The 21,690-nt window shown below is 47.1% G+C and carries 16 protein-coding genes and 2 tRNA genes; 7 read left to right on the top strand and 11 right to left on the bottom strand.

Features of this window, described 5'->3' with window-relative positions; all coding sequences use genetic code 11:
- From murF to rsmH, 5 genes are all read right to left on the bottom strand, one after another.
- The gene (gene murF / locus I3248_RS01435) at positions 1–1,440 is read right to left on the bottom strand and encodes a UDP-N-acetylmuramoyl-tripeptide--D-alanyl-D-alanine ligase (RefSeq protein WP_201559043.1); all 1,440 of its coding nucleotides are present in this window, start codon (positions 1,438–1,440) and stop codon (positions 1–3) included.
- A 118-nt stretch (positions 1,441–1,558) separates the two neighbouring features.
- The gene (locus tag I3248_RS01430) at positions 1,559–3,271 is read right to left on the bottom strand and encodes a UDP-N-acetylmuramoyl-L-alanyl-D-glutamate--2,6-diaminopimelate ligase (protein ID WP_238062276.1); all 1,713 of its coding nucleotides are present in this window, start codon (positions 3,269–3,271) and stop codon (positions 1,559–1,561) included.
- Positions 3,272–3,325: 54 nt separating this feature from the next.
- Positions 3,326–5,392, bottom strand: coding sequence for a penicillin-binding protein 2 (locus tag I3248_RS01425; protein WP_238062275.1), 2,067 nt, complete (start codon positions 5,390–5,392; stop codon positions 3,326–3,328).
- Complete coding sequence (locus tag I3248_RS01420; RefSeq protein ID WP_238062274.1) at positions 5,389–5,874, bottom strand: cell division protein FtsL; 486 nt, start codon at positions 5,872–5,874, stop codon at positions 5,389–5,391. The genes I3248_RS01425 and I3248_RS01420 overlap by 4 nt, the downstream gene beginning before the upstream one ends.
- A gap of 256 nt (positions 5,875–6,130) precedes the next feature.
- On the bottom strand, positions 6,131–7,183 hold the full coding sequence (gene rsmH / locus I3248_RS01415; protein ID WP_346268415.1) for a 16S rRNA (cytosine(1402)-N(4))-methyltransferase RsmH: 1,053 nt from the start codon (positions 7,181–7,183) through the stop codon (positions 6,131–6,133).
- A gap of 267 nt (positions 7,184–7,450) precedes the next feature.
- On the opposite strand from rsmH, the gene gltX reads away from it, so the two are divergent.
- From gltX to I3248_RS01400, 3 genes are all read left to right on the top strand, one after another.
- Positions 7,451–8,992, top strand: a complete 1,542-nt coding sequence (gene gltX, locus I3248_RS01410) for a glutamate--tRNA ligase (RefSeq protein ID WP_238062348.1) — start codon at positions 7,451–7,453, stop codon at positions 8,990–8,992.
- Positions 8,993–9,128: 136 nt separating this feature from the next.
- A tRNA-Ala gene (locus I3248_RS01405) sits at positions 9,129–9,204 on the top strand.
- A 172-nt stretch (positions 9,205–9,376) separates the two neighbouring features.
- Positions 9,377–9,452, top strand: a tRNA-Glu gene (locus tag I3248_RS01400).
- Between the two features lie 584 nt (positions 9,453–10,036).
- On the opposite strand, the gene I3248_RS01395 is transcribed toward I3248_RS01400, so the two are convergent.
- Complete coding sequence (locus I3248_RS01395) at positions 10,037–10,960, bottom strand: DMT family transporter (protein WP_238062273.1); 924 nt, start codon at positions 10,958–10,960, stop codon at positions 10,037–10,039.
- 236 nt (positions 10,961–11,196) lie between these two features.
- On the opposite strand from I3248_RS01395, the gene I3248_RS01390 reads away from it, so the two are divergent.
- On the top strand, positions 11,197–11,850 hold the full coding sequence (locus I3248_RS01390) for a LysE family translocator (RefSeq protein WP_238062272.1): 654 nt from the start codon (positions 11,197–11,199) through the stop codon (positions 11,848–11,850).
- A 453-nt stretch (positions 11,851–12,303) separates the two neighbouring features.
- Here I3248_RS01390 and acnA read toward each other — a convergent pair whose 3' ends face one another.
- Both acnA and I3248_RS01380 read right to left on the bottom strand, forming a co-directional pair.
- The gene (gene acnA, locus I3248_RS01385) at positions 12,304–15,144 is read right to left on the bottom strand and encodes an aconitate hydratase AcnA (RefSeq protein WP_238062271.1); all 2,841 of its coding nucleotides are present in this window, start codon (positions 15,142–15,144) and stop codon (positions 12,304–12,306) included.
- A 341-nt stretch (positions 15,145–15,485) separates the two neighbouring features.
- Positions 15,486–16,487 (bottom strand): DUF3025 domain-containing protein, encoded by a 1,002-nt coding sequence (locus tag I3248_RS01380; RefSeq protein WP_238062270.1) that lies wholly within the window; start codon positions 16,485–16,487, stop codon positions 15,486–15,488.
- Positions 16,488–16,630: 143 nt separating this feature from the next.
- On the opposite strand from I3248_RS01380, the gene I3248_RS01375 reads away from it, so the two are divergent.
- Both I3248_RS01375 and I3248_RS01370 read left to right on the top strand, forming a co-directional pair.
- The gene (locus I3248_RS01375) at positions 16,631–17,347 is read left to right on the top strand and encodes a metal-dependent hydrolase (protein WP_238062269.1); all 717 of its coding nucleotides are present in this window, start codon (positions 16,631–16,633) and stop codon (positions 17,345–17,347) included.
- A 36-nt stretch (positions 17,348–17,383) separates the two neighbouring features.
- Positions 17,384–17,896: a YchJ family protein gene (locus I3248_RS01370; protein WP_238062268.1), complete on the top strand. Its 513-nt coding sequence runs from the start codon at positions 17,384–17,386 to the stop codon at positions 17,894–17,896.
- Between the two features lie 3 nt (positions 17,897–17,899).
- On the opposite strand, the gene I3248_RS01365 is transcribed toward I3248_RS01370, so the two are convergent.
- The 3 genes from I3248_RS01365 to I3248_RS01355 all read right to left on the bottom strand — a co-directional run bounded on the left by I3248_RS01365 (position 17,900) and on the right by I3248_RS01355 (position 20,572).
- Positions 17,900–18,796: a class II glutamine amidotransferase gene (locus tag I3248_RS01365; RefSeq protein ID WP_238062267.1), complete on the bottom strand. Its 897-nt coding sequence runs from the start codon at positions 18,794–18,796 to the stop codon at positions 17,900–17,902.
- Entirely contained in the window at positions 18,797–19,117 is a 321-nt protein-coding gene (locus tag I3248_RS01360; protein ID WP_025646783.1) for a hypothetical protein, read from the bottom strand.
- A 207-nt stretch (positions 19,118–19,324) separates the two neighbouring features.
- Positions 19,325–20,572, bottom strand: a complete 1,248-nt coding sequence (locus I3248_RS01355; protein ID WP_238062266.1) for a homoserine kinase — start codon at positions 20,570–20,572, stop codon at positions 19,325–19,327.
- 189 nt (positions 20,573–20,761) lie between these two features.
- On the opposite strand from I3248_RS01355, the gene hisF reads away from it, so the two are divergent.
- Positions 20,762–21,544 (top strand): imidazole glycerol phosphate synthase subunit HisF, encoded by a 783-nt coding sequence (hisF, locus tag I3248_RS01350; protein ID WP_238062265.1) that lies wholly within the window; start codon positions 20,762–20,764, stop codon positions 21,542–21,544.
- The last annotated feature ends 146 nt before the right edge of the window (positions 21,545–21,690 follow it).

Below are 21,690 nucleotides of genomic sequence, written 5' to 3'. Positions count from 1 at the left end.
TTACTCCTCGATTAGCGCATTGATGAGAGTTTCCATTTCCATAAAACGAGACCCTTTGAATAACACAGTGCAAGGATGTGCTTGCTGCGCTTGTAGATACTGCTGGAGATACTGTAATAAGCTGTCTTTATCCTCAAAATCATGCGCGGTAATACCGCCGATCTCTTCGGCTCCGGCCACCGTGTACCGAGCGTACTCCCCAACGCAAAGCAGTACATTAATACCGATAGCAGCAATAGTACGGCCTAAGCTTTGATGCTCGCTAACTGCAGCGTCGCCCAGCTCACCGATGTCGCCAAGTACCATAACTTGCGTACCGGTTTGCGCCGCTAAGACTTTGGCAGCGGCGCGTACGGCGTGCGGATTGGCATTATAAGTATCATCAATCAAGCGATGATTGCCTAGTATTTGACTGTTAAGACGGCCTTTGGCTGGACGGGCGTTTTCTAAACCGATGACAATATCTTCAACATCGATCGCTAACGCATAAGCGCAAGCCGCTGCCGCTAGCGCGTTATTGACATTATGCTCACCGGCGAGCGGCAGACAGATATCTTTTACCTGCGTGCCGATATGTAATTTAAACTCGCTGCGTTCAGGCTCAACGTCTAAGTGGCTCGCACTGACGTCGGTATTGCCAAAACCGATTACTTTTGCGGTGTTTTTTTCAGCAGTACGGCGCAGCTGATTGGTGAAGTCATCTTTGTCCGGCACAATCGCAAACTGGTTATCTGTCAAGGTGTGGTAAATCTCAGATTTGGTTTGGCAGATACCTTCACGGCTACCAAACTCGCCTAAATGCGCCGTACCGATATTGAGAATACAGGCCACATCAGGACGGACAATCTCAGTGGTATAAGCGATCTCGCCGATATGATTGGCGCCCAATTCTAATACGGCGTAACGATGATGATCAGACAGCTCAAGCAGCATCATGGGTACGCCTAAATCATTATTGAGATTACCACGGGTGATCAATGTGGGCGCTAGGCGACCAAAGATACTACCGAGCATCTCTTTACAGGTCGTCTTACCACTGGAGCCGGTAATGGCAATAACGGTTAGATTGGGATGCTGCTGACGACGATACGCAGCGAGCTGACCCAAAGCCAGACGGGTGTCATCAACGACTAACTGCGCAATGCTTGTTGAGATAGGACGTGAGACGATAGCAGCGATAGCGCCTTTAGAGGCCGCAACGTTAATATAATCATGTCCATCAAAATTATCACCACTTAAAGCTAAGAATATATCCCCTGCTTGGATGGTACGCGTATCTGTAGTGATACGATTGCTCGTCACCTCCAGCTCGGTACTGTCTTGGCTCTCCTGCGCTGGTTGCCAATGTCCACTAAGCGCTGCTGTCGCTGCCAGCAAGTTATCTGCTTGCCAGACATACAGTCCTTGCGACTGAATAGTATTATGGTGGTCAGCTGTCATAGTGAATACCTTGTATATTAATAATGAACGACTACTTTTTATAGATGTTTGACTGAGACTTAGTAGCTCATGGTCTGTGTTTATGTTTCAAGAAAGCTTGTGCTCTAGATGATTTAGACTAGGCACGCTTTGCTTGTTTGAGTGCTTGCTGCAAGATAACACTGTCATCGAAGTCATAACGCACGCCTTTGATTTCCTGATAAGTCTCATGGCCTTTGCCGGCGATCACGACGATATCATTGGCCGCTGCATTTTTGACGGCGTGCTCTATCGCCTTTTGCCGCGCAGGCTCGATATAGGTGCGCTCATATTGCTCGTCCGTCATGCCAGCTTGCATATCTTGTAAGATGATATTGGGGTCTTCGCTACGCGGATTATCGGCGGTCAATATGACCCGATCAGCGCCAGCTAGCCCCGCTTGCGCCATAATAGGGCGCTTGCCAGCATCACGATCGCCGCCGCAGCCAAACACTGCCCAAAGCTGACCTTCACAGTGCGCTTTAAGGCTTGTCAATACTTGACTGAGCGCGTCCGGCGTATGTGCATAATCGACGATAAAGCAGCCATTATTTGAAGCCACGCGCTGCATGCGTCCGACAGCGCCGTGCAGCTTAGGCACCAAATCGCTGATGCGCTCAATATCTACCCCGAGCGCCACCGCCGCTGCAATAGCCGCCAATAGATTGGCAACATTGAAGCGCCCTAATAGTGGACTGACCATCTCAATATTACCAAATTCGCTCTGCATAGCTATCGTCACGCCTTGCAAGCTTGGCTCAATACTAGCGGCGCTAAAGGTGGCATTCATAGATGGGTCTAGACTATAAGTCCAAACTTTAAGCCCACTCGCTTGCGCGGTATCGAGCATAGTTTGCGTATGCTCATCATCGATATTGATAATGGCATGAGTCAGACTAGGGAAATGCTGTTTATCAAAAAGCTTCGCTTTGGCCGCCACATACTCATCCATATCGGCATGATAATCTAAATGATCACGCGACAGATTGGTATAAATAGCAACTTTAATCGGCACGCCTTGCAGACGCTGCTGGTCAAGACCGTGCGAGCTGGCCTCTAGCGCTAAGCGCTCGACTTGCTGCGCGCCCATATTCTGCAAAAACTGCTGCACCGCTAGCGCATCGCCAGTGGTATGGCTGGCTTGTACCAACGCCTCTAATTTACCATTACCTGCTGTGCCCATCACCGCGCTACTCATGCCCGCTAACTGCGTAAGCTGGGCGACCAGTTGGCTGATCGTGGTCTTGCCATTGGTACCAGTGACCGCAGCGACTGTTGGCAAGACTACCGGCTGCGCATATTGCAGCCGCAGCTGCACTAAGTCACCAAGAAAATCGCGGATATTAGGTACATAAACTACAGGACAAGGCAGATTCGATAGTGGCTGCTCAGCCGCTAATTTATTATCATTCAGCTGAATATTAGCATCGGCTGGCGCGTTAGCTTCGCTAAGCAGGGCTTCGGGATCTAGCTCAGATAAGATAAAAGCCGCGCTCTTTGCTGCTTGTTGCAAATAACGACGGCTCTGCTGACAGTTTGGTGTTTGGCTCTTTAAAAGGATAAAAGCATCGTTTTCGCTCACTTGCCGACTATCTAAACGCAATTGCGCAAAAGCAATATCCAGCACAGCATTCAAATCAGTAATGGCCGCTAATTGTTGTGCTAGACGCTCACGTGCCAAAGTACTGCTGACGTCTCTGTTTTCTAGTAGCTGCTGCAAGGTCACGGTACTGCTTTGGTCATTATTGCTTTGATCACTATTGTTCTGGTCAGTACTGCTTTGATCACTGTTAACTTGATAAGCGTCGGTCATGAAAAATCCTAGAGCTTTAAAATAAAATAAAGTGAATGCTTAGCCTCACGCTTGCTACTGCTCTTGCGTTTGTAGTGGCTTATCAAGTGGCACATTATACAGGCGTAGCGCCTCTTTCATTACGTTATGAAAGACGGGAGCGGCAGTTAGTCCAGCATAATGCAGCCCGCGCGGATCTTCTAATAAGATAACGCCGACTAGCCTTGGGTTGGACGCAGGCGCCATACCGGCGAAGATATTACGATACTGATCGGTGTAGTAGCCGCCATCTGGGTTGATACGGCGCGAGGTGCCGGTCTTGCCAGCGACGCGGTAGCCATCGATGTTCGCCGCTTTTGCGGTACCACCGGGCAGCGTTACTGACTCAAGCATCTCGACGATGGCCATCGCCTGATCATGCTCCATGATGCGCTTACTAGGCAGCGGTTTGTCGGTCTTAGTCAAGGTTAAAGGATGCATGACCCCGCCTGCCGCTAGTGCCGCATAAGCTTGCGCGACTTGCGCAAGTGTCGCTTCCATACCATAGCCATAACTGACCGTAGCACGGCGCGCGGTTTCTTTTTCTTTAGGTGTAGTGACATTACCACTACCCTCGCCTGGGAACTGTAGCGGGGTCTTAGCGCCAAAACCAAATTTCTTTTGCATACTAGTGATACCATCAGGCGGCAGTGCTAAGGCGATTTTCGTTGACGCAACGTTACTTGATTTTTGTAATAAAGTGGCAAGGTTAATCACCCCTAAGTTGTTATGATCACGAATCGTATAGCCGCGAACGCGTATTGAGCCTGGATTGGTATCAATCATTGAGTTGGCGGTGTATTTTTTTGAATCAAGCGCCGCTGCCACTGTGAAAGGTTTCATCACTGAGCCTGGCTCAAAGGTATCTAGTAGCGCCCGATTGCGCTGGTTTTCACCGGTCATCTCATTGAGATTATTGGAGTTAAAAGAAGGCCAAGTCGACAAGGCTAATACCTCACCGTTTTGCACGTCTACTATCATACCCGTCGACCAACGCGCCTGCTGTAAGCGTCCGGCTTTCTCTAATTCTTTATAAAGCAGGTACTGCAAGCGCGAATCAATAGTCAAAGCCACATCTTTGCCTGCGACTTCTGGCTTTAATTGCTTAATCTCTTTGAGACTATTTTGCTTGGCATCTTTTAGCACTAAGACTTTACCATCCTCACCCGCTAGCGCTTGCTCGTATTGACGCTCGATACCCGCGCGGCCCTCGTAGCCGCCATCAACATCATTGGCGTTTTGACCCATAAAGCCAAGTAGCTGCGCATTAGGCTGCGGCTGAGGATAATAGCGCTGAAAGAAGTTTTTCTCATAGACGCCTGGGAAGTCAAGTGAGCTGACGCTTTGAGCGATCTCTGGAGTGACTTTATTGAGTAATGGCAGGTAGTGTGAACCTGGGCCTGAAGGCAGAGCCGCTTTAACCGCCTCATCATCGGTGACATCGACGCTCTTATCGATAGCGGCGGCCTTTTCAAGCTCAGCTACCGGAATATTAGCCGCGGCTGCCAATACCGTCAGATCCATATTATCCAAGCGCTTTTGCATCCGCGCTCGTAGTACTGGTTGACTGGGGTTTTCAATGATGACTCGGTTGAGCTCATAGTACTCGCGCGCATAGTCGTGCGGACTAAAGGAGACAGTCGCAAGTGGTGCACTGACCGCTAAAGGTAAATTATTGCGGTCGGTAATCATGCCGCGATAGGATTTTTGTGTGCGCTCGCTGGTGATTAGCTCATTACCTTTATCTTGATAAAACTGGGCGTTGGCAACTTGAATATAATAGGCACGGCCTATCAATAGCACCAACACCGTTAGGGCGATGGCCCATACCATCCGAAAGCGGTTTTTGTCATATTCAAAGCCGCCGCGCGAAGACGCACCTGAGGCCTTACTCATAATGGTGCGTTTCGATTTACGGTTCTTTACGCTGGTGTAAGCGCCTTGCGCGTCGCTCTTTTTCTTACGGGAGAATATTTTTTTACCCGCACTAGGAGCGTTACCTTTAGCTTTTTGCTGCGCTTTTGCTTTATTGGCCGGGCGCAGTGGTTTTATTACTTTACCGCTAGCTGATTTTTTATCGGTTGATGGCTTTTTGCTACTCATTGTCCGTCCCCTCTAGAGTCTGCAGCGGACGGGCCTTCTGGGCTAAGATCAGTATTGGCAACATCAGTACTACTATTATCAGTATCAGCGCGAGCAAAAGAGTCGCCCGCTATCACTGGAGCACCCGGCTGAATAATGAGCTTGTCTTTTAGCGTCGGCGAGTACATGCCTAGTTCTGCAACTGCGCGGCTGGCAATCTGCGGTGTGGCACTAAAGGTTTGCTGCTCAATGAGCAAGCGCTGATGCTCCACTTGCAATTTGCGCTGTTGTTTTTTCATATCTTGCAAAGTTTTATAGTCCTGATGGTATTGTTGCACTGCCTCAGCTGTTTTGATACCACTCCAGACAATACCCGCCGCAAGCAGTAATAGCACCATTACATAGATATTTATTACACTAAAACGCTGTGCAAACATCTCGCCCACATCGCTATGAGTTGGGCTTGCTACGCGGCCAGATTTAGGTTTGCCAGATATTGCCATGACGATCTCAAAAAGGTGGACTTAAAGATAAATAAAAACGAACAGCTATTTTTTAGTACAACTCAACAGTAACTAGCAGGTTAGTTTAACTGCCATTACTTACGGCTTTTTAACGGTTACGTATCCGTTGCCACATTATACTAAGCAACGATGGCTGAAAACCTTATGTTTTTGCAATTTTGTATTTTTACTATAAAGAGATTTTCAGTTTTAACTAACTATTTGATCACCGTAAAACCTTATAGTGATTCAACGCTCAATCAGATTGGTGCTCATAAGCGATATCAGTACGAGTCGCCGCACGTAGCCAAGCACTACGCGAGCGCGGGTTTTGAGCGATCTCAGATTTGCTTGGGCCGATACGCTTAGGTTTATTAAAGTAACGCGGACGCTTAGGCGGCATCGGCAGGTTTTCGTCCTCAGGATACTGCCCCTTACTATGACGCTGCAAAAACTGCTTAATGCGGCGATCCTCTAATGAGTGAAAGCTGATCACCGACAGCTGACCACCTGCCTTTAATACCGTAAGGCTCTGCGTCAAAAAGCTATCAACATCGCCAAGCTCATTATTGATAAAGATGCGCATCGCCTGAAAGCTCTGCGTCGCCGGATGTTTACCGCGTTGCCAGTTCGGATGCGCCTCTTTGATGACCTCCGCCAGCGCAAGCGTCGACTCATAGCTGTCCATCTGCTTGATTGCATGCGCAATACGGCGGCTGTGGCGCTCCTCACCAAACTCGTATAACACGTTGGCCAAAGTCTCATCATCGACTTGCGCAAGCCAATCAGCAACCGGCTGACCACGGCTGGTATCCATACGCATATCGACAGCACCATCACGCATAAAACTAAAGCCGCGGCTACCATCATCTATCTGCGGCGAGGAGATACCTAGATCTGCCATGAGCCCATCAACTTGACTAATACCAAGCGCAGCTAAGCTATCTGTCAAAGTGGCAAAGCTATCATGCACAACGGTTACGCGGTTATCTGTAGCTGCCAATTCATTAGCCACAGCAATCGCTGTCGGATCTTTATCAAAAACAATGAGCTTGGCATCGTCAGCCAATTGCGAGAGTAGCAGGCGGCTATGACCACCGCGCCCAAAAGTCGCATCGACATAGATGCCGCGCGCTTGTAGACTGTTGTCGCTACTGGCTTTCGGCAGTGATTTGACACCAAGTACCGCCGCGACCGCTTCTTCTAGCAGCACCGCTTGATGACTAAACTCTGATTCATTAGCAGTAGCAGACTGCGTTGCTGCTTGGGCAGCTAATTTTGGACTGGGCTTTGGCTTCGATAATGACACAAATAACTCAATAGATGACGACCCTATGGGCCAATAATGTTATAAAAAAACAGGATAAAAATAAACAAGTTATGCCTCGCTAGCGTTATTATCGCAAGGATACACAGCGAGTCAAGCACCAACTGGGCTTTTCGCCAAAAATATCTTGGCTGTCTGTTATAATAGCGCTCTATTTTACGCTATTTTTTGCGGTTAGTTATAACCGTCTTCACTCCATTTCTAAAGCAATAAGCAATTTTTTTAACTGATCATTCTATGTAAGGCGACCTGATGCAAACCACTTCACACACTTCACACCGTGCCACTCGTCCCGTGCGTACTCGTATTGCGCCCTCCCCTACTGGCTTTCCGCACGTTGGCACCGCTTATATTGCGCTGTTTAATTTAGCCTTTGCCAAGGCGCATGGCGGCGAGTTTATCCTGCGTATCGAAGATACCGATCAGGTGCGCTCCACTGAGGCCTCCGAGCAGATGATCTTAGATGCGCTACGTTGGGTGGGACTGGACTGGGCGGAAGGTCCTGATGTCGGCGGACCCCATGCGCCTTATCGTCAAAGCGAGCGCGCGGATATTTATAAAGAACACGCGCAAAAGCTGCTCGATAATGATCACGCGTTTCGCTGCTTTTGTACGCCTGAGGAGCTAGATGCGATGCGAGCTGAGCAAATGGCGCGCGGTAAGACGCCGCGCTATGACGGTCGTTATGCTGACCTGCCGCGCGCAGAGTCGGACAAGCTTGCCGAATCGGGTAAGCCGTTTGTGATCCGTATGCGTGTGCCTACCGAAGGCGTTTGTCAGGTCGAAGACATGCTACGCGGTACCGTTGAGATTCCGTGGGAGCAAGTCGATATGCAAGTGCTGCTCAAGACCGATGGCCTGCCGACGTATCATCTAGCCAACGTCGTCGATGACCATTTGATGCAGATCAGTCATGTCATGCGCGGCGAGGAATGGCTGAACTCTGCGCCTAAGCATCAACTGCTCTATGAGTACTTTGGTTGGGAGATGCCAGTGCTCTGCCACATGCCGCTGCTACGTAACCCGGATAAATCCAAGCTGTCTAAGCGCAAGAACCCAACCTCTATTACTTATTATCGTGATGCTGGCGTGCTGCCAGAGGCGCTGCTCAACTACTTAGGCCGTATGGGCTACTCGATGCCGAATGATGAAGAGAAATTCACGCTTGATGAGATGATAGCCAGCTTCGATATCCAGCGCGTCTCTTTGGGCGGCCCTATCTTCGATATCGAAAAGCTCAATTGGCTGAACAGCGAATGGCTACGTAAGCTCACGCCTGAAGAGCTAAAAACCAAAATCCTCGATTGGGCGAATAACAGCGATAAGCTTACGGCAATGGCAGCCGCGATTCAGCCGCGTATCGAGCTGCTCTCTGACGCGGTCAATTGGGGTGGTTTTTATTTCCAAAACCTACCTGAGATTACCAGCGACGACTTTGAGCACAAAAATCTCACGCCTGAGCAAATCATGGAGATTCTCCAATTAACACTATGGCAGCTTGAGTCATTACCTGAATGGTCAGAAGATAGTATTTATGCCACTATCAAAGGCTTATCTGCTGCGCTCGATATTAAGATGCGCGACTTTATTGCGCCTTTCTTTATCGCTATCGCTGGTAGCTCCTCCTCCACACCAGTGATGAACTCGATGTGGATCATCGGCGCGGATATGACCTTAAACCGCTTGCGCCACGCGGTTGAGGTGCTTGGCGGCTTAGGTAAAAAGAAACTCAAAAAGCTTGAGAAAAAAGCGGCGGATCTACCAGACTTTTTGGCTGCTGATAGTGAGTAGTTTATTTAAGTATTATTTTTTTGGTAGGGTGCGCCTCGCGCACCTGTTAGCTATTTTTTCAGTGTATTTGCTATTTTTCAAAAATAGTTATTGACAGCACGACATAACTTACCTAAAATACGCTCACTCTTAACGAGGGGCTATAGCTCAGTTGGTAGAGCACTTGCATGGCATGCAAGGGGTCAACGGTTCGACTCCGTTTAGCTCCACCATACTTTTATCGTCAAAAGCTATAGCTATTTTTAGATAAAACAGCTTTTAGATAACACAGTTAAGAGGCAGTATCAGCACCTAGGCAAGGCTTGTTTTTATAAAATAAGCGCTCTGATATTGTGCAGTACCGTTGTAGCCCTATTGAAAGATAGCCGCTGTGACACTCTATGCGTCCCCATCGTCTAGAGGCCTAGGACACCGCCCTTTCACGGCGGTAACGGGGGTTCGAATCCCCCTGGGGACGCCACTATTTGGCGTCATTTATTAGCGCTTTTGCTGTATAGCATCTGATAAGACTAATAGATACTCTACGAAAAGCTCAGTCATCAAAGATGACTGAGCTTTTTTTATGTCTTCATTTTATATAGTTTGATGTATCTCTTAACTGATCCAAAAGCGGTTTATTCGCTATAACCAATCCATATATCTATGTATATCAATACCTTATCATAGAAAATCGAGTATAAAGCTAACGTAGTATCAACACAACTTTACACTTGCTCGATTCTTTCACATTGCTTAACACTCCTATACACGATAGCTTTGTTTTTATACTTAACTGTATTATTAATGCTGAAGAAGTAGCTCGTAAAGCGGCTCTATACAGTGGTCTATTTTGGTTAATCAGTGCTATCTTAACTTTCGTAGCTGCTATAGCAGGTGCAAAAAGCGCGGCTACTAGCCATCGCTTAGATCGTCCTATCGTCACTTATGGTGATAATGTACGATAAACTAGACTTATCATAAATTTGATTGGTTAAAACAAAGAAAAGCTCAATCCTAAATTTATTAGGATTGAGCTTTTTTGTGCGTCAAGCTTTTTGTATAGTGCTATTTTCGCTCTACATCTAATGGCGGCGAGGACTTCGTAAAGCTGGCCAAAGATAAGTTCAGTGATAAATACGTGCCAACAAGTATCACTGCTGATCCGATAATGGCAGCTGTATCTAAAGCTTCACCTAGTAAGATATAACCAAAGATAATGGCAAATATCGGAATCACGAGCGTAATACTGGTCGCCCGCATCGGTCCGATACTCTTGATTAGCTCATTGATAAAGATAAAAGCGATAGCTGTTGAGAATACACCAATACAAACCACCGACACCCAAGCTTTGAGACTGATAGTCTGACCATACGGGAACTCATAAATCGCCACCGGCAGCATTACCACACTAGCAATCAACATAGCGCCAATAGTGATAGCAACAGGCGAGGTGTCTTGCAAATAGTTCTTGGTGACGTTTGCCCCTACTGCATAACCGACACAGCCTAATAGCGCATAACCCATTGGCAATAGCCCTGAGCTTAAGTCCGTAACCGCGCCGCCAAATAAGCTCTCGCTCATCAGGATAATCACCCCAGCTATACCGATAAATAAGCCAAGCGTTTGCTTTTTTGACAGCTTATCATTGAAAAAGGTGCTAGCGATAAAGCCGCTCATCATCGGCACTGCGGCATTGAGCACCGCGAGCACTCCAGCATTCACGGCTTGAGCGGCATAAGAGAATAAAACAAATGGTATCGCTGTAGAGACTAGGCCCACTACCGTCAGTAGTTTCCAGTGCTGCCGAACCGCAGCTAAATGAGACGGATTGAACATCACAAAAACCAGCATCGTGATACCGGCAAATATGACGCGCAAGCTGGCAAACGACATTGAGCCAAACTCAGGCACGCCGACTCTATAAAATATAAAGGATAACGACCACATAAAGGATAAGCTAATAAAAATAATAAGATCGCGTCTACTCATGAGGTACTCAGCTTGGCGGTTGTCTGATAGGATAGATGGAAAATACTGTTAAAGAAAAGTTAAAGCAATAAAAAGTGTTGATGATAACTTTTTAGACGTATAAAAGGGGGTTTATCTGTGGATTTAGCGTCAGTATTTGCTATTGTTCTAGTGCAGGTGCCACTGTCTTTGCTGTTAATAGCTGACCTCATCAAAAAAATAATAAGCTCAAATAATAAAATAAAAGGCGTATCGCTATGTTTGGTATCGAGAACTATCTAGGTTTTGTCATGGCAGCGATTTTATTAAACCTTACCCCAGGCACTGATACCATGTATATCATCACACGCAGTGTCTCACAAGGGAACAAAGCGGGTTTATACTCAGTGTTAGGTATTGTCACCGGAATACTAGTACACACCGTATTAGCAGCGCTGGGGTTGTCGATTATCTTAGCCAACTCGCCATTAGCCTTTACCCTTGTTAAATATATTGGGGCCATCTACTTATGCTACTTAGGGGTCAAGATGCTCACGCAAAAATCAGACTCTGTCATAGCAAAAGGCTTACCTACTAATGATAAGGCCGCGCCAGCAAAGCGACTTGATTACGGCAAAATATATAAGCAAGGCGTCTTGACCAATACCTTTAACCCAAAAGTCGCGCTATTTTTCCTGGCCTTTTTTCCGCAGTTTATCGATCCAAGCTACGCGCATAGCACGCTATCGTTTTTGGTTTTAGGCCTTACCTTTGCCGTAACCGGTTTAGTGTGGTGCTTATGCTTGGCACTACTGGCGTCAAGATTTAGCAAAAAGCTACGCGAAAACCCAGCGATTGAAACTATCCTGAATAAGATCAGCGGTGCGGTGTTTATTGGTTTGGGGATTAAGTTGCTTACTGAGAAGGGCTAAGGGTGCTTAGCATGTGAGTTGGGCTTTTTGAGTTCTCGTAGAGAATGATTTAAAGGCGTTTTATCCCAGTTAATAGTTATTAATTAGGCGGGTTACGCTTGGACTAACCCACCCTACAAATCCCTCTTCATATCGAAAATCATATCGAAGAAATAAGTCTGGTGTAGGGTGCGCCATGCGCACCATGATATATAGACCTACTTAAACCACGATAAATCTCAGCAAGAACACGATATCACCGCTAGCCCTGAGCGAGGAAATAACAAAGCACTGCTTTGTCCGAGTGCAAGAGAATTTGCATTCTCGCAAATCCTAGCAGCGGATAGTAGCGAAAAGCAGAATCAGCTCCCCAACCACAAAACGACTAATCACACCGTAATTAAAAAGCAAGCAGACACAAAAAAGCCCAATCATTGCGAATGGGCTTTGTATTATATAAACTCTAATCAACCATTACGCAGCGTTTTTACTGTCACTTGCGAGCTGACGCAACACATAGTGCAGTACGCCGCCATGACGCACATATTCGCGCTCTTTTGGTGTCTGCAGGCCGACATTGACCTCAAAGGTTTCAGTTGAACCATCTGCACGAGTGGCAGTGACTTGAGCGGTTTTGCTCTCGCCATTATTAAGTCCTGTGATACTGATAACCTCTGAGCCGTCTAGGTTGTAAGTGTCTGCATTTTCACCTTCTTTAAAGGTCAATGGCAGCACACCCATACCAACTAGGTTTGAACGGTGAATACGCTCAAATGAAGTCGTAAGTACCGCTTTTACGCCAAGCAGAATGGTACCCTTCGCTGCCCAGTCACGGCTAGAGCCTGAGCCATACTCCGCCCCGCCGAGGACGACGAGTGGACGCTTATCTTCTTTATACTTCATCGCTGCATCATAGATAGCCATTTCTTCGCCATCTTGTAGCGTCGACTTGTCATCTTTGAAGTAATAAGTATAACCGCCCTCTTTGCCGCCCATCATTTGGTTTTTGATACGGATATTGGCAAAGGTACCACGGGTCATGACTGCATCATTACCACGGCGTGAGCCATAACTGTTGAAGTCCGCTTCCATAACGCCGCGCTCTTGCAGGTACTTACCTGCTGGTGAATTTGGATCAATATTGCCCGCAGGTGAGATATGGTCGGTGGTGATTGAGTCACCAAACAGACCTAAGATACGCGCACCTTCGATATCAGGGATACCCTCTGGCTCCATGGTCATACCATCAAAGAACGGTGGATTTTTGATATACGTTGAGCCTTCATCCCATGGATATAGCTGGCTATCGGCTGAGCTAATCGCGTTCCATTCTTTACTACCATCGAACACTTCACCATAGTTTTTACGGAACATATCGGCATCGATGTTATTAGCAATCAGCTCGTTGATTTCATCTGACGTTGGCCAAATGTCTTTTAAGTACACATCGTTGCCGTCTTGATCTTGACCGAGCGGATGGGTGGTTAAGTCAATATCGACTGTACCTGCTAAGGCATAAGCGACAACCAATGGTGGCGACGCTAGGTAACTGGCCTTAACATGCGAGTGAATACGACCTTCAAAGTTACGGTTACCAGAGAGCACCGCTGAGGCAACTAAATCGTTCTCTTCGATGCCTTTTTCGATCACATCAGGAAGCGGACCTGAATTACCGATACACGTGGTACAACCGTAACCGACTAAATAAAAGCCTGTTTTTTCGAGCTCATCCATCAGCTTGGTTTTTTCAAGATAATCGGTGACTACTTTTGAGCCAGGTGCCAGTGAGGTCTTGACCCAAGGCTTGGCTTTGAGGCCTTTAGCAGCGGCCTTTTTGGCGACCAATCCAGCACCAATCATAACGGCTGGATTTGAGGTGTTGGTACAAGAGGTAATCGCTGCAATAACCACGGAACCATCGCGCAGCTTATGCTCTTTGTCGTCAATATTAACGCTTGAGAACACGTTATTGGCTGGCTGGTAGCCTTTGCTATCGTCAGTTTCGGTATCAACGTCGATGTTGGGTTCAGCTGCCAAGTGTTCCGCTTGCTCTTGCTCGCCGCCTTCTTGGTCAAAGCGTACTTTGCCTTCGACTTCTGCCTTGCGGTCCTTGGTCATCTTCTCAAGCGTTTCGCCGAATTTTTCGTGCATATCAGATAAGTTGATACGCTGCTGCGGCAAGTTCGGCCCTGCTAATGCTGGTTGTACTGACGATAGATCGAGCTCTAGCTTGCTCGAATACGTCGCCGCTGGTGTATCGGCATCATGCCATAAGCCTTGCGCCTTGGCATATTTTTCGACCAGCTCAATTTGCGCTTCGTCACGGCCTGATAGACGCAGATAATCAATCGCCATTTGGTCAATCGGGAAAATACCACAAGTCGCACCATACTCAGGCGACATATTGGCAATCGTCGCCCGATCCGCTAATGGCATTTGATGCAAGCCTTCACCGTAGAATTCGACAAACTTACCGACCACGCCATGTGCTCGTAGCATCTCGACCACACGCAATACCAAATCCGTCGCGGTGACGCCTTCACTGAGTTTGCCTGTCAGCTCAAAGCCAACCACTTGCGGAATCAGCATCGAAGACGGCTGACCGAGCATCGCCGCTTCAGCTTCGATACCGCCAACGCCCCAACCAAGCACACCGATACCATTAATCATCGTCGTGTGACTGTCGGTACCAAATACCGTGTCAGGATAGGCCGTCAGCTCGCCATCGACATCCGCTGCCATAACTACGCGCGCAAGATACTCAAGGTTGACCTGATGCACAATACCGGTCGCGGGCGGGACAACGACAAAGTTCTCAAAGGCATTTCGGCCCCAATGGAGAAACTCATAACGCTCGTTGTTACGTTTAAATTCAATTTTTTCGTTGAGATCGAGCGCATCTTCGCGGCCATAAGCATCGACCTGTACAGAGTGATCAACGACCAGCTCACTAGGGATAAATGGGTTAATCTGCTCAGCACGACCGCCCAGCTCTACTACCGCATCGCGCATCGCTGCTAAATCGACGACTGATGGCACGCCGGTGAAATCTTGCAGCACTACGCGTGCTGGCATAAAGGCAATCTCTTTGGACGCCTCAGCGCCAGCGTCCCAGTTAGCCACTGCTTCGATGTGGTTTTTGCCGACAGACTGACCATCATCTTCGTTACGCAATAGGTTCTCTAGTACGACTTTCATACAGTATGGTAGCGTATTGATATTGTCGTAAGTCTCGGCAAGTTTGGGCAAGCTATAATAGGCATGCTCCTTGCCATCGACCGAAATGGTGTCTTTTACATTAAAAATATCACTCATGGTAGCTTCCTTATCTACAGGGTAGAAATTATTGTTATAACGGTGGCTAATGGATCTGTCTGAGCTATCTTTTTCATACATGACAACATTTGTAGTTGGCAAGTAGAAAAATAGATCTGCAGGATTTACTTAAATAATAACATCAGTTTAATTGAGTTTAATAAGGCGCTTGCTCAACAGAATAGGTGTGCGTTCCTTTTGCTGTTAGTAGCAGCGTTCTTTTACCATAACAAATAAGTAGGCGTTTGTTAACGTCTAGGCGTAGGCATATGGTGGCAGAATCGTAACTGTAACAATGTGTTAGCGAGTTATTAATGAGAGGCTAGCCAAATCCATTTTTATTATTTTTTACGGCGACCGCTACGAAAGACAAAAGCGTCCTCATAAAAGCTGACCTCGCTATTGTCGGACCAAAAATATGGCACACCCAAAATCGGCAAAGGCGCAAGCTGACGCGGAGTGACGCCACTTTGTGCTAGCAAATCATTCATATATTCACTAAGCTTGTCATCCAAATAACTGATACGCTCAAGCTTTGATAAGGCAAAGAAATCTTGGCTAACGTGAATGACCACGCTATGCGCGCACAACGGCTTACGCGGATAGATCAACTGCTCAAGCAGCGCGTGACCGAAGATATAAACCGCAGCTTTAGCGTCTTTGCTAGGGCTATCCATTTTATCCCAATATCTTCTTGGTTTGACTAGACTGTTTTGCCAATCAAAGTCGATCAAAGCCTCACCAATGCTAGTATCAGAGGTCACTAAAATTGCACCGTTCTCATCAAACACGGTGATGGTATCGCGCACACGGCCACGGTTTTTACTGCCAGTTGGCTCTTCACTACATTTGGCAATCTCAAGCATGTGATGATAATTGAGCATGGCCTTGGTCTTGGGAAAGGTGAGCCAAATACTGCCGTTAAATAAATCATGTAGGTTATCGCGCGTCGGAATCTTGCCAGTGGTGCCAATGAACTGCTCGTAGCCTTGGCCCTCTGGTAGGGCATCTTGCGGTACAAACTGAAGAGTGTGAGGGTAATTATCAGCGCTAGGTTTAGTCCTAGGTAGCGACTGTGTATCCGCCGCGCCTTGCTGCGTTAGCGCTTGGTTTAATACTTTAGCGATACTAGCTGTTTGCTGATTATCGTTAATATACCTATCAGAATTCACTTGATTGTCAGACGAGCGGCTTAAACTGCTTATCGTTTCACTAAGATAATCAAGCTGACTTAAATGATATAGCCAAGGCGCGTGCCAATCGATATTGGCAAAGCTGGCCTCTAATTGCCGCTCAGTAAGAGCGCTAGCAAAATTGTGATTTGTCGAAGTAGAAGTAGTCATAGTAAGCATCGTCGCAGTAATTATCTTAGAGCCTATAGCAAAGTGGCCTATGCTATCATAGAGCGCTTTTTTGGCGCTAGACAAACAGGCTGTACGTCTTATCAAGAGATGATGAATAACGAGATAACGGATAAAAAAGAAACATGGCAAATTTTAATACTCACTTAAACGTCGCATTTATGGCAAGTGGGGTAGCAAGCTTAACTGTGTATAAAGCGGGACTGATCGATGATTCTGGATTTTTGATGTGCGTAATGCTAGGCACAGTCGGCGGTCTGCTACCTGATCTGGACTCGGACAACTCGACGCCGATTAAGCTTGGGTTTAATCTGATCTCGTTCGTCTTTGCCTTTGCTCTGGTTATGCATTGGCGCAGTGAGCTAAGCTTATTATCACTGATGGTTTTGTGGCTGGCAGGCTACGCGTTCATGCGTTATGTGGTGTTCTATATCTTTACCAACTTAACTGTGCATCGCGGCGTCATTCACTCCGTACCCTATATGATAATACTAGGCTTAGGGTTGACATGTTTGAGCTACTACGTGCTACAAGCTTCCTTGAGCGCCAGCTGGTTTTACGGCCTGTTTTTGTTCACTGGGGCGATGGTGCATTTGCTGCTCGATGAGCTGTATAGCGTTAACTTATCAAATATGAAAATGAAGCGCTCATCAGGCACGGCGATGAAGTTTTATCAGCATAAGGATAAATGGTGGTATCTATTATTGTATGTACTCATTGCGCTACTTATCTATTTTGCGCCGCCTGTAACTGAGTTTTGGCAGCAGTTACGTAAACCTGAGCCTTGGGCCCAACTAAAAGTAGGCATATTGCCTGCAATATTAGAAGATTATTTGCGTTAAACTGAATAAGTAAACGAAACAATAGTAGAGTAAATTATGACCCTATGTCCTTGCCAAGTCTCGCCCACCCCAAACTCTTTGAGTCAAGCTATCGCTTATAGCGACTGCTGTCAGCCGTATCATAAAGGGCTAAAAAAAGCGGAAACTGCAGAGCGGCTGATGCGCACTCGCTATAGCGCCTTTGTCAAAGTTTTACCCGAGTATATCGTTACCACTACCTTGCCTGCCCAGCAGAGTTTACTTGATGTTGCAGCGATTGAGGACTGGGCGAAACAGACGCCTTGGGCAGGATTAGAGATTATTCAACACACGCCAAAGCTTGGTAAGCGTCACGCGCAAGTTGAGTTTAAGGCGTTTTATACGATAGCGGATGCTCAGCAAGCGGCGCATCATGAGCGCTCTACTTTTGTAAAAATAAAAGATGAGGCTCACAAAGAGACTTGGTACTTTTTAGATCCAACAGTGGCGATGAGCGTAACACAAAAGCAGCCGTGTATCTGCGGGTCTGGTGAGAAGTTTAAGCATTGTTGTGGGGTTTATTTAGCATAATCCCTAAACACTCGCCCCAACGGCGCGTGCAATGGCGATACCTTCCTCAACGGTTAGGAACTTACGCTGACTTGGACTGTCTTTAAATAGTATCTCGCCATCTTGAAAGATTAGGCACTCATTAACCGCAATTTGTTGCCATTTTTCATTTTCGGTCAAAGGTACGGTGACTAATATTGTTACTTTATCAGTATCTGTGGTGACATCGCCAAAGTTAATGGCCAAGTCATCGTCCGCTAGTTTAGCCTCACCAAATGGCGCTTGACGGGTGAGATAAAACAGTAAGCTGCCGGCATAAGCCAATTGCCAACGCCCATTGGATATCAGGCAGTTAAATAGTCCATTAGCGGACAGATAACGGCATTGGGTCGTCAAAAAGTTAAACAGCGTCTTATCATCGGGACGCGATTTAAACGTACTTTTGAGACGGTTAATCAAATAACAAAATGCCATTTCAGAATCGGTCGAGCCGACAGGCTGACAATGCCCGGCGTTACCATTGTCTTGTAGCCGCTGACAGCGCTCGATAAAGGCTTTATTCATCTGACCATTATGCGCAAATACCCACTGCTCGCCCCACACCTCACGCACGAAGGGATGCGCATTGGCAAGGCAGTTCTGCCCTTGCGTCGCTTTACGAATATGCGCAATGACATTCATGGCCTTGATCGGATAGTTATTGACCAAATCGGCCACTGGCGACAAGTGACTCGGACGGTTGTCATGAAACAGGCGCAAACCGGTTGAGTCGTTTTGCACCGCGCATTCACTACGCTCAAAAAAAGCAATGCCAAAGCCATCTTCATGACTGTCGGTCATGCCGCCGCGTTTGCGAAATCCTGCAAAGCTAAAGCCAATATCTGTTGGGGTGTTACAGTTCATTCCTAATAGCTGACACATTTATCGATTACCACCCTGATTATCTGAATTTGTACTATTTATCGCCGTATCGGTCACTATTCCTAATTCTGCATCGCTCATAGTATTAAGTAACGCCTCGCCGTCGCTATCGTCCTCAACACTGCTTAAGATACGCTGAGCCTGCGCCAAATCGCTTACCTCCACCCAGAGCACTACGCCAGAATTCATCCCAGGAATAGCGCTGAGCGGCTGTAAAGACACGGTGATGCCGTTGTTACGGAGCAAGTTGGCGTGCAGCTCGCCTTGCATATTGGTATCGTAGCGCGCCAGCTTATGCCAGTTGTCGACTTGATCGCTCATAGAGTTATCCTTAGCAGGTACTGCGTGAAGGGGTGAAATATTTGGCAACATAGAGCTTGCAGCCACGCGTTTATTGATTGCGCGCGTAGGCTTAGCCTTACCTCGCTTGTTTGCGATCAACATTTTTATCATCATCAGTAATGTCACAATAGCGCTGCCTTTGCCATAAAGATATTTTTATTAGCTGATAAAAAGGTACAAACCAACTTAGTAAACCACAAACCCTGATGACCAGTTGATTTGATCCAGCGGATATTCATCGATATGAAAGCCGTTAGGATAGTCTTTAAAGCCTGGCTGCGTGGTTAATTGTGCGATCGCGGCTTTTGCTTGCTCTAAGCTTGTAAATACGCCAATGAGTTTAAAATCTTCGATGTCATTATCGCTATTATCATCCTCATAGCGGGTATGCTCTAGCACAAACACCGAATCTTGCGCTTTTTCGACCTGCGCCCAATGATAAGCGGCAAGGCGCTTCATCAGGTCAGGGTTTTTGACCATGATGTTGTCGCCGGTACGCCCCTCAGAACGATTGTAGTAGATGACGTTAAGGCGCAGTAGCCAGAAAATCACTGCCGCTTTGGCAAGCATTACCGGCATGGCCTGCTTTTCATCACCAGTCAGCGCGCGTTTGGACTCGTAGCCTTGCAAAAAAGCGCTCATTTTTTGGCGATCAAAATTGACCGTTTCGCCTTGCTCAGCGTCGCCCCACGTAGTACAAAAGTCATTGATGGTAATGGCGATATCCATCACATAATGCTCGACGCTGACCTCAGTAAAATCAAGCAGCCCCGTTAATGTCTCATTGTCTCTTGCTAAGTTCCATAGCGTATTATCCGCAAACATATCAAGATGGCATAAGCCTTTTGGTAAGTCGGTCAGGGGTAGATTTGAGTAAGCTTGCCAAATATCACGCATGAGCTTGGCTTCATCGCCAGGCATAAACTGCATTTCACGGTCGCGCACCTCGCTCCACGGATAGAGGGGCACGCCGTAGTCTTGTGCCGGTTGTAGCGCTTGCAGGGTTTCATGCAGCATCGCTAACGCCGCGCCGATCTCATGACACATCGCCGGCGTGGTCTCTTGCGGATGCGCGCCTGCCAGACACGGCACGATAGTGATGGCCTTATCTTCATAACGAATGACATAGCGTTTATCTTCACTATTTTCATTATTACCCATACTGTCTTCAATCAAAGCTAAAGGGGCAGCAACGGGCAGCTCACCGTCTAACTGATTAAGAATGACCGCCATTTTTTCGATATCTTCTGGCGGGCGCTCTTCAAACAAGGTGAAGACGTAAGAGTAATCGCCCTCAGCATCATCGGTAGTCTGAATAAACCAGTTCGAGTTTTTGATGCCTTGGGTAATAGGAATAGCGCGGATAAAGGACACGCCAAAGCTTGCGCAAAAGGCAGCAAATTGATCATCGGTTAACTGGGTATAGACGGACATGATATCTCACTTGTGGCAATAGAATAAAATAAAGAAATAAGGCGAATTTGGCAGGTAATGCCGGTAATTATACGCGGTCTGAGTAAACAGTCACTAAAAGCAGATAAATTTAGCGAAAACCTGCCTGATATGGCAATGATTTTGGTAGACTAGCGCCTTGAATGCATTGATTATAAGGTGAAAGGCCCTATGTTAGCAAAGCGTATCATTCCTTGTTTGGACGTTGATAATGGCCGGGTGGTCAAAGGCGTACAATTCGTCGATATTGTCGATGCTGGCGACCCTGTCGAAGTGGCGCGGCGCTATAACGAGCAAGGCGCAGATGAGATTACCTTTTTAGATATTACCGCCACCAGCGATGCGCGTGATACCACTTACCATACGGTTGAGCGCATGGCGGAGAGCGTCTTTGTGCCACTCACCGTAGGCGGCGGCGTACGTAAAATTAGCGATATTCGCAATCTGCTCAATGCTGGCGCTGATAAGGTGGCGATTAATTCAGCCGCGGTTTTTACACCTGAATTCGTCGGTGAAGCTGCGCAGAAATTTGGTAATCAATGTATTGTCGTCGCCATCGATGCCAAGCGCGTTGCCGATATCGACATCAATGGCATAAAAGTGCCACGCTGGGAGATTTTCACTCATGGTGGCCGCAAGCCTACCGGGATCGATGCCGTCGCTTGGGCACGTAAAATGGCAGAGCTTGGCGCAGGCGAGCTATTGGTCACCTCGATGGATGGTGATGGTACCAAAAAAGGCTATGATTTAGCGCTAATGAAGCATATTACCGATCAGGTCAACATTCCGGTTATCGCTTCAGGCGGTGTCGGTAATCTACAGCACTTAGTCGATGGCGTACTTGAAGGCGGCGTCGATGCAGTACTCGCAGCCAGCATCTTTCACTTCGGTGAGTATAGCGTACAAGAGGCCAAGCAATACATGGCAGCGCGCGGGATTGAAATGCGTTTATAATAAGCGCTTAAGTCAACCATGAGCGCAAAAAAATGCTATCATAGTCAACAACTTATTTTAGCCTTTTTCATTATTCAATTATTATTTAACAATTAGGGCGTGTTGAACATTCGCAAATAGGCACTGCTGATCGCTAAAATTGTTCC

Origin of the sequence: Psychrobacter sp. Ps3 (genome assembly GCF_022129275.1) — a bacterium.
Classification (GTDB): Bacteria; Pseudomonadota; Gammaproteobacteria; order Pseudomonadales; family Moraxellaceae; genus Psychrobacter; species Psychrobacter submarinus.
This window is presented reverse-complemented; position numbering and strand designations above follow the sequence as displayed.

What these genes read in the sequence shown, in the direction of transcription:
- I3248_RS01420 (WP_238062274.1), bottom strand. Translation starts at nt 5,874, where the DNA reads ATGGCAATATCTGGCAAACCTAAATCTGGCCGCGTAGCAAGCCCAACT.
- I3248_RS01390 (WP_238062272.1), top strand. Translation starts at nt 11,197, where the DNA reads ATGTTTGGTATCGAGAACTATCTAGGTTTTGTCATGGCAGCGATTTTA.
- I3248_RS01395 (WP_238062273.1), bottom strand. Translation starts at nt 10,960, where the DNA reads ATGAGTAGACGCGATCTTATTATTTTTATTAGCTTATCCTTTATGTGG.
- I3248_RS01365 (WP_238062267.1), bottom strand. Translation starts at nt 18,796, where the DNA reads ATGTGTCAGCTATTAGGAATGAACTGTAACACCCCAACAGATATTGGC.
- I3248_RS01370 (WP_238062268.1), top strand. Translation starts at nt 17,384, where the DNA reads ATGACCCTATGTCCTTGCCAAGTCTCGCCCACCCCAAACTCTTTGAGT.
- I3248_RS01430 (WP_238062276.1), bottom strand. Translation starts at nt 3,271, where the DNA reads ATGACCGACGCTTATCAAGTTAACAGTGATCAAAGCAGTACTGACCAG.
- I3248_RS01375 (WP_238062269.1), top strand. Translation starts at nt 16,631, where the DNA reads ATGGCAAATTTTAATACTCACTTAAACGTCGCATTTATGGCAAGTGGG.
- I3248_RS01425 (WP_238062275.1), bottom strand. Translation starts at nt 5,392, where the DNA reads ATGAGTAGCAAAAAGCCATCAACCGATAAAAAATCAGCTAGCGGTAAA.
- I3248_RS01380 (WP_238062270.1), bottom strand. Translation starts at nt 16,487, where the DNA reads ATGACTACTTCTACTTCGACAAATCACAATTTTGCTAGCGCTCTTACT.
- I3248_RS01360 (WP_025646783.1), bottom strand. Translation starts at nt 19,117, where the DNA reads ATGAGCGATCAAGTCGACAACTGGCATAAGCTGGCGCGCTACGATACC.
- murF (WP_201559043.1), bottom strand. Translation starts at nt 1,440, where the DNA reads ATGACAGCTGACCACCATAATACTATTCAGTCGCAAGGACTGTATGTC.
- hisF (WP_238062265.1), top strand. Translation starts at nt 20,762, where the DNA reads ATGTTAGCAAAGCGTATCATTCCTTGTTTGGACGTTGATAATGGCCGG.
- acnA (WP_238062271.1), bottom strand. Translation starts at nt 15,144, where the DNA reads ATGAGTGATATTTTTAATGTAAAAGACACCATTTCGGTCGATGGCAAG.
- I3248_RS01355 (WP_238062266.1), bottom strand. Translation starts at nt 20,572, where the DNA reads ATGTCCGTCTATACCCAGTTAACCGATGATCAATTTGCTGCCTTTTGC.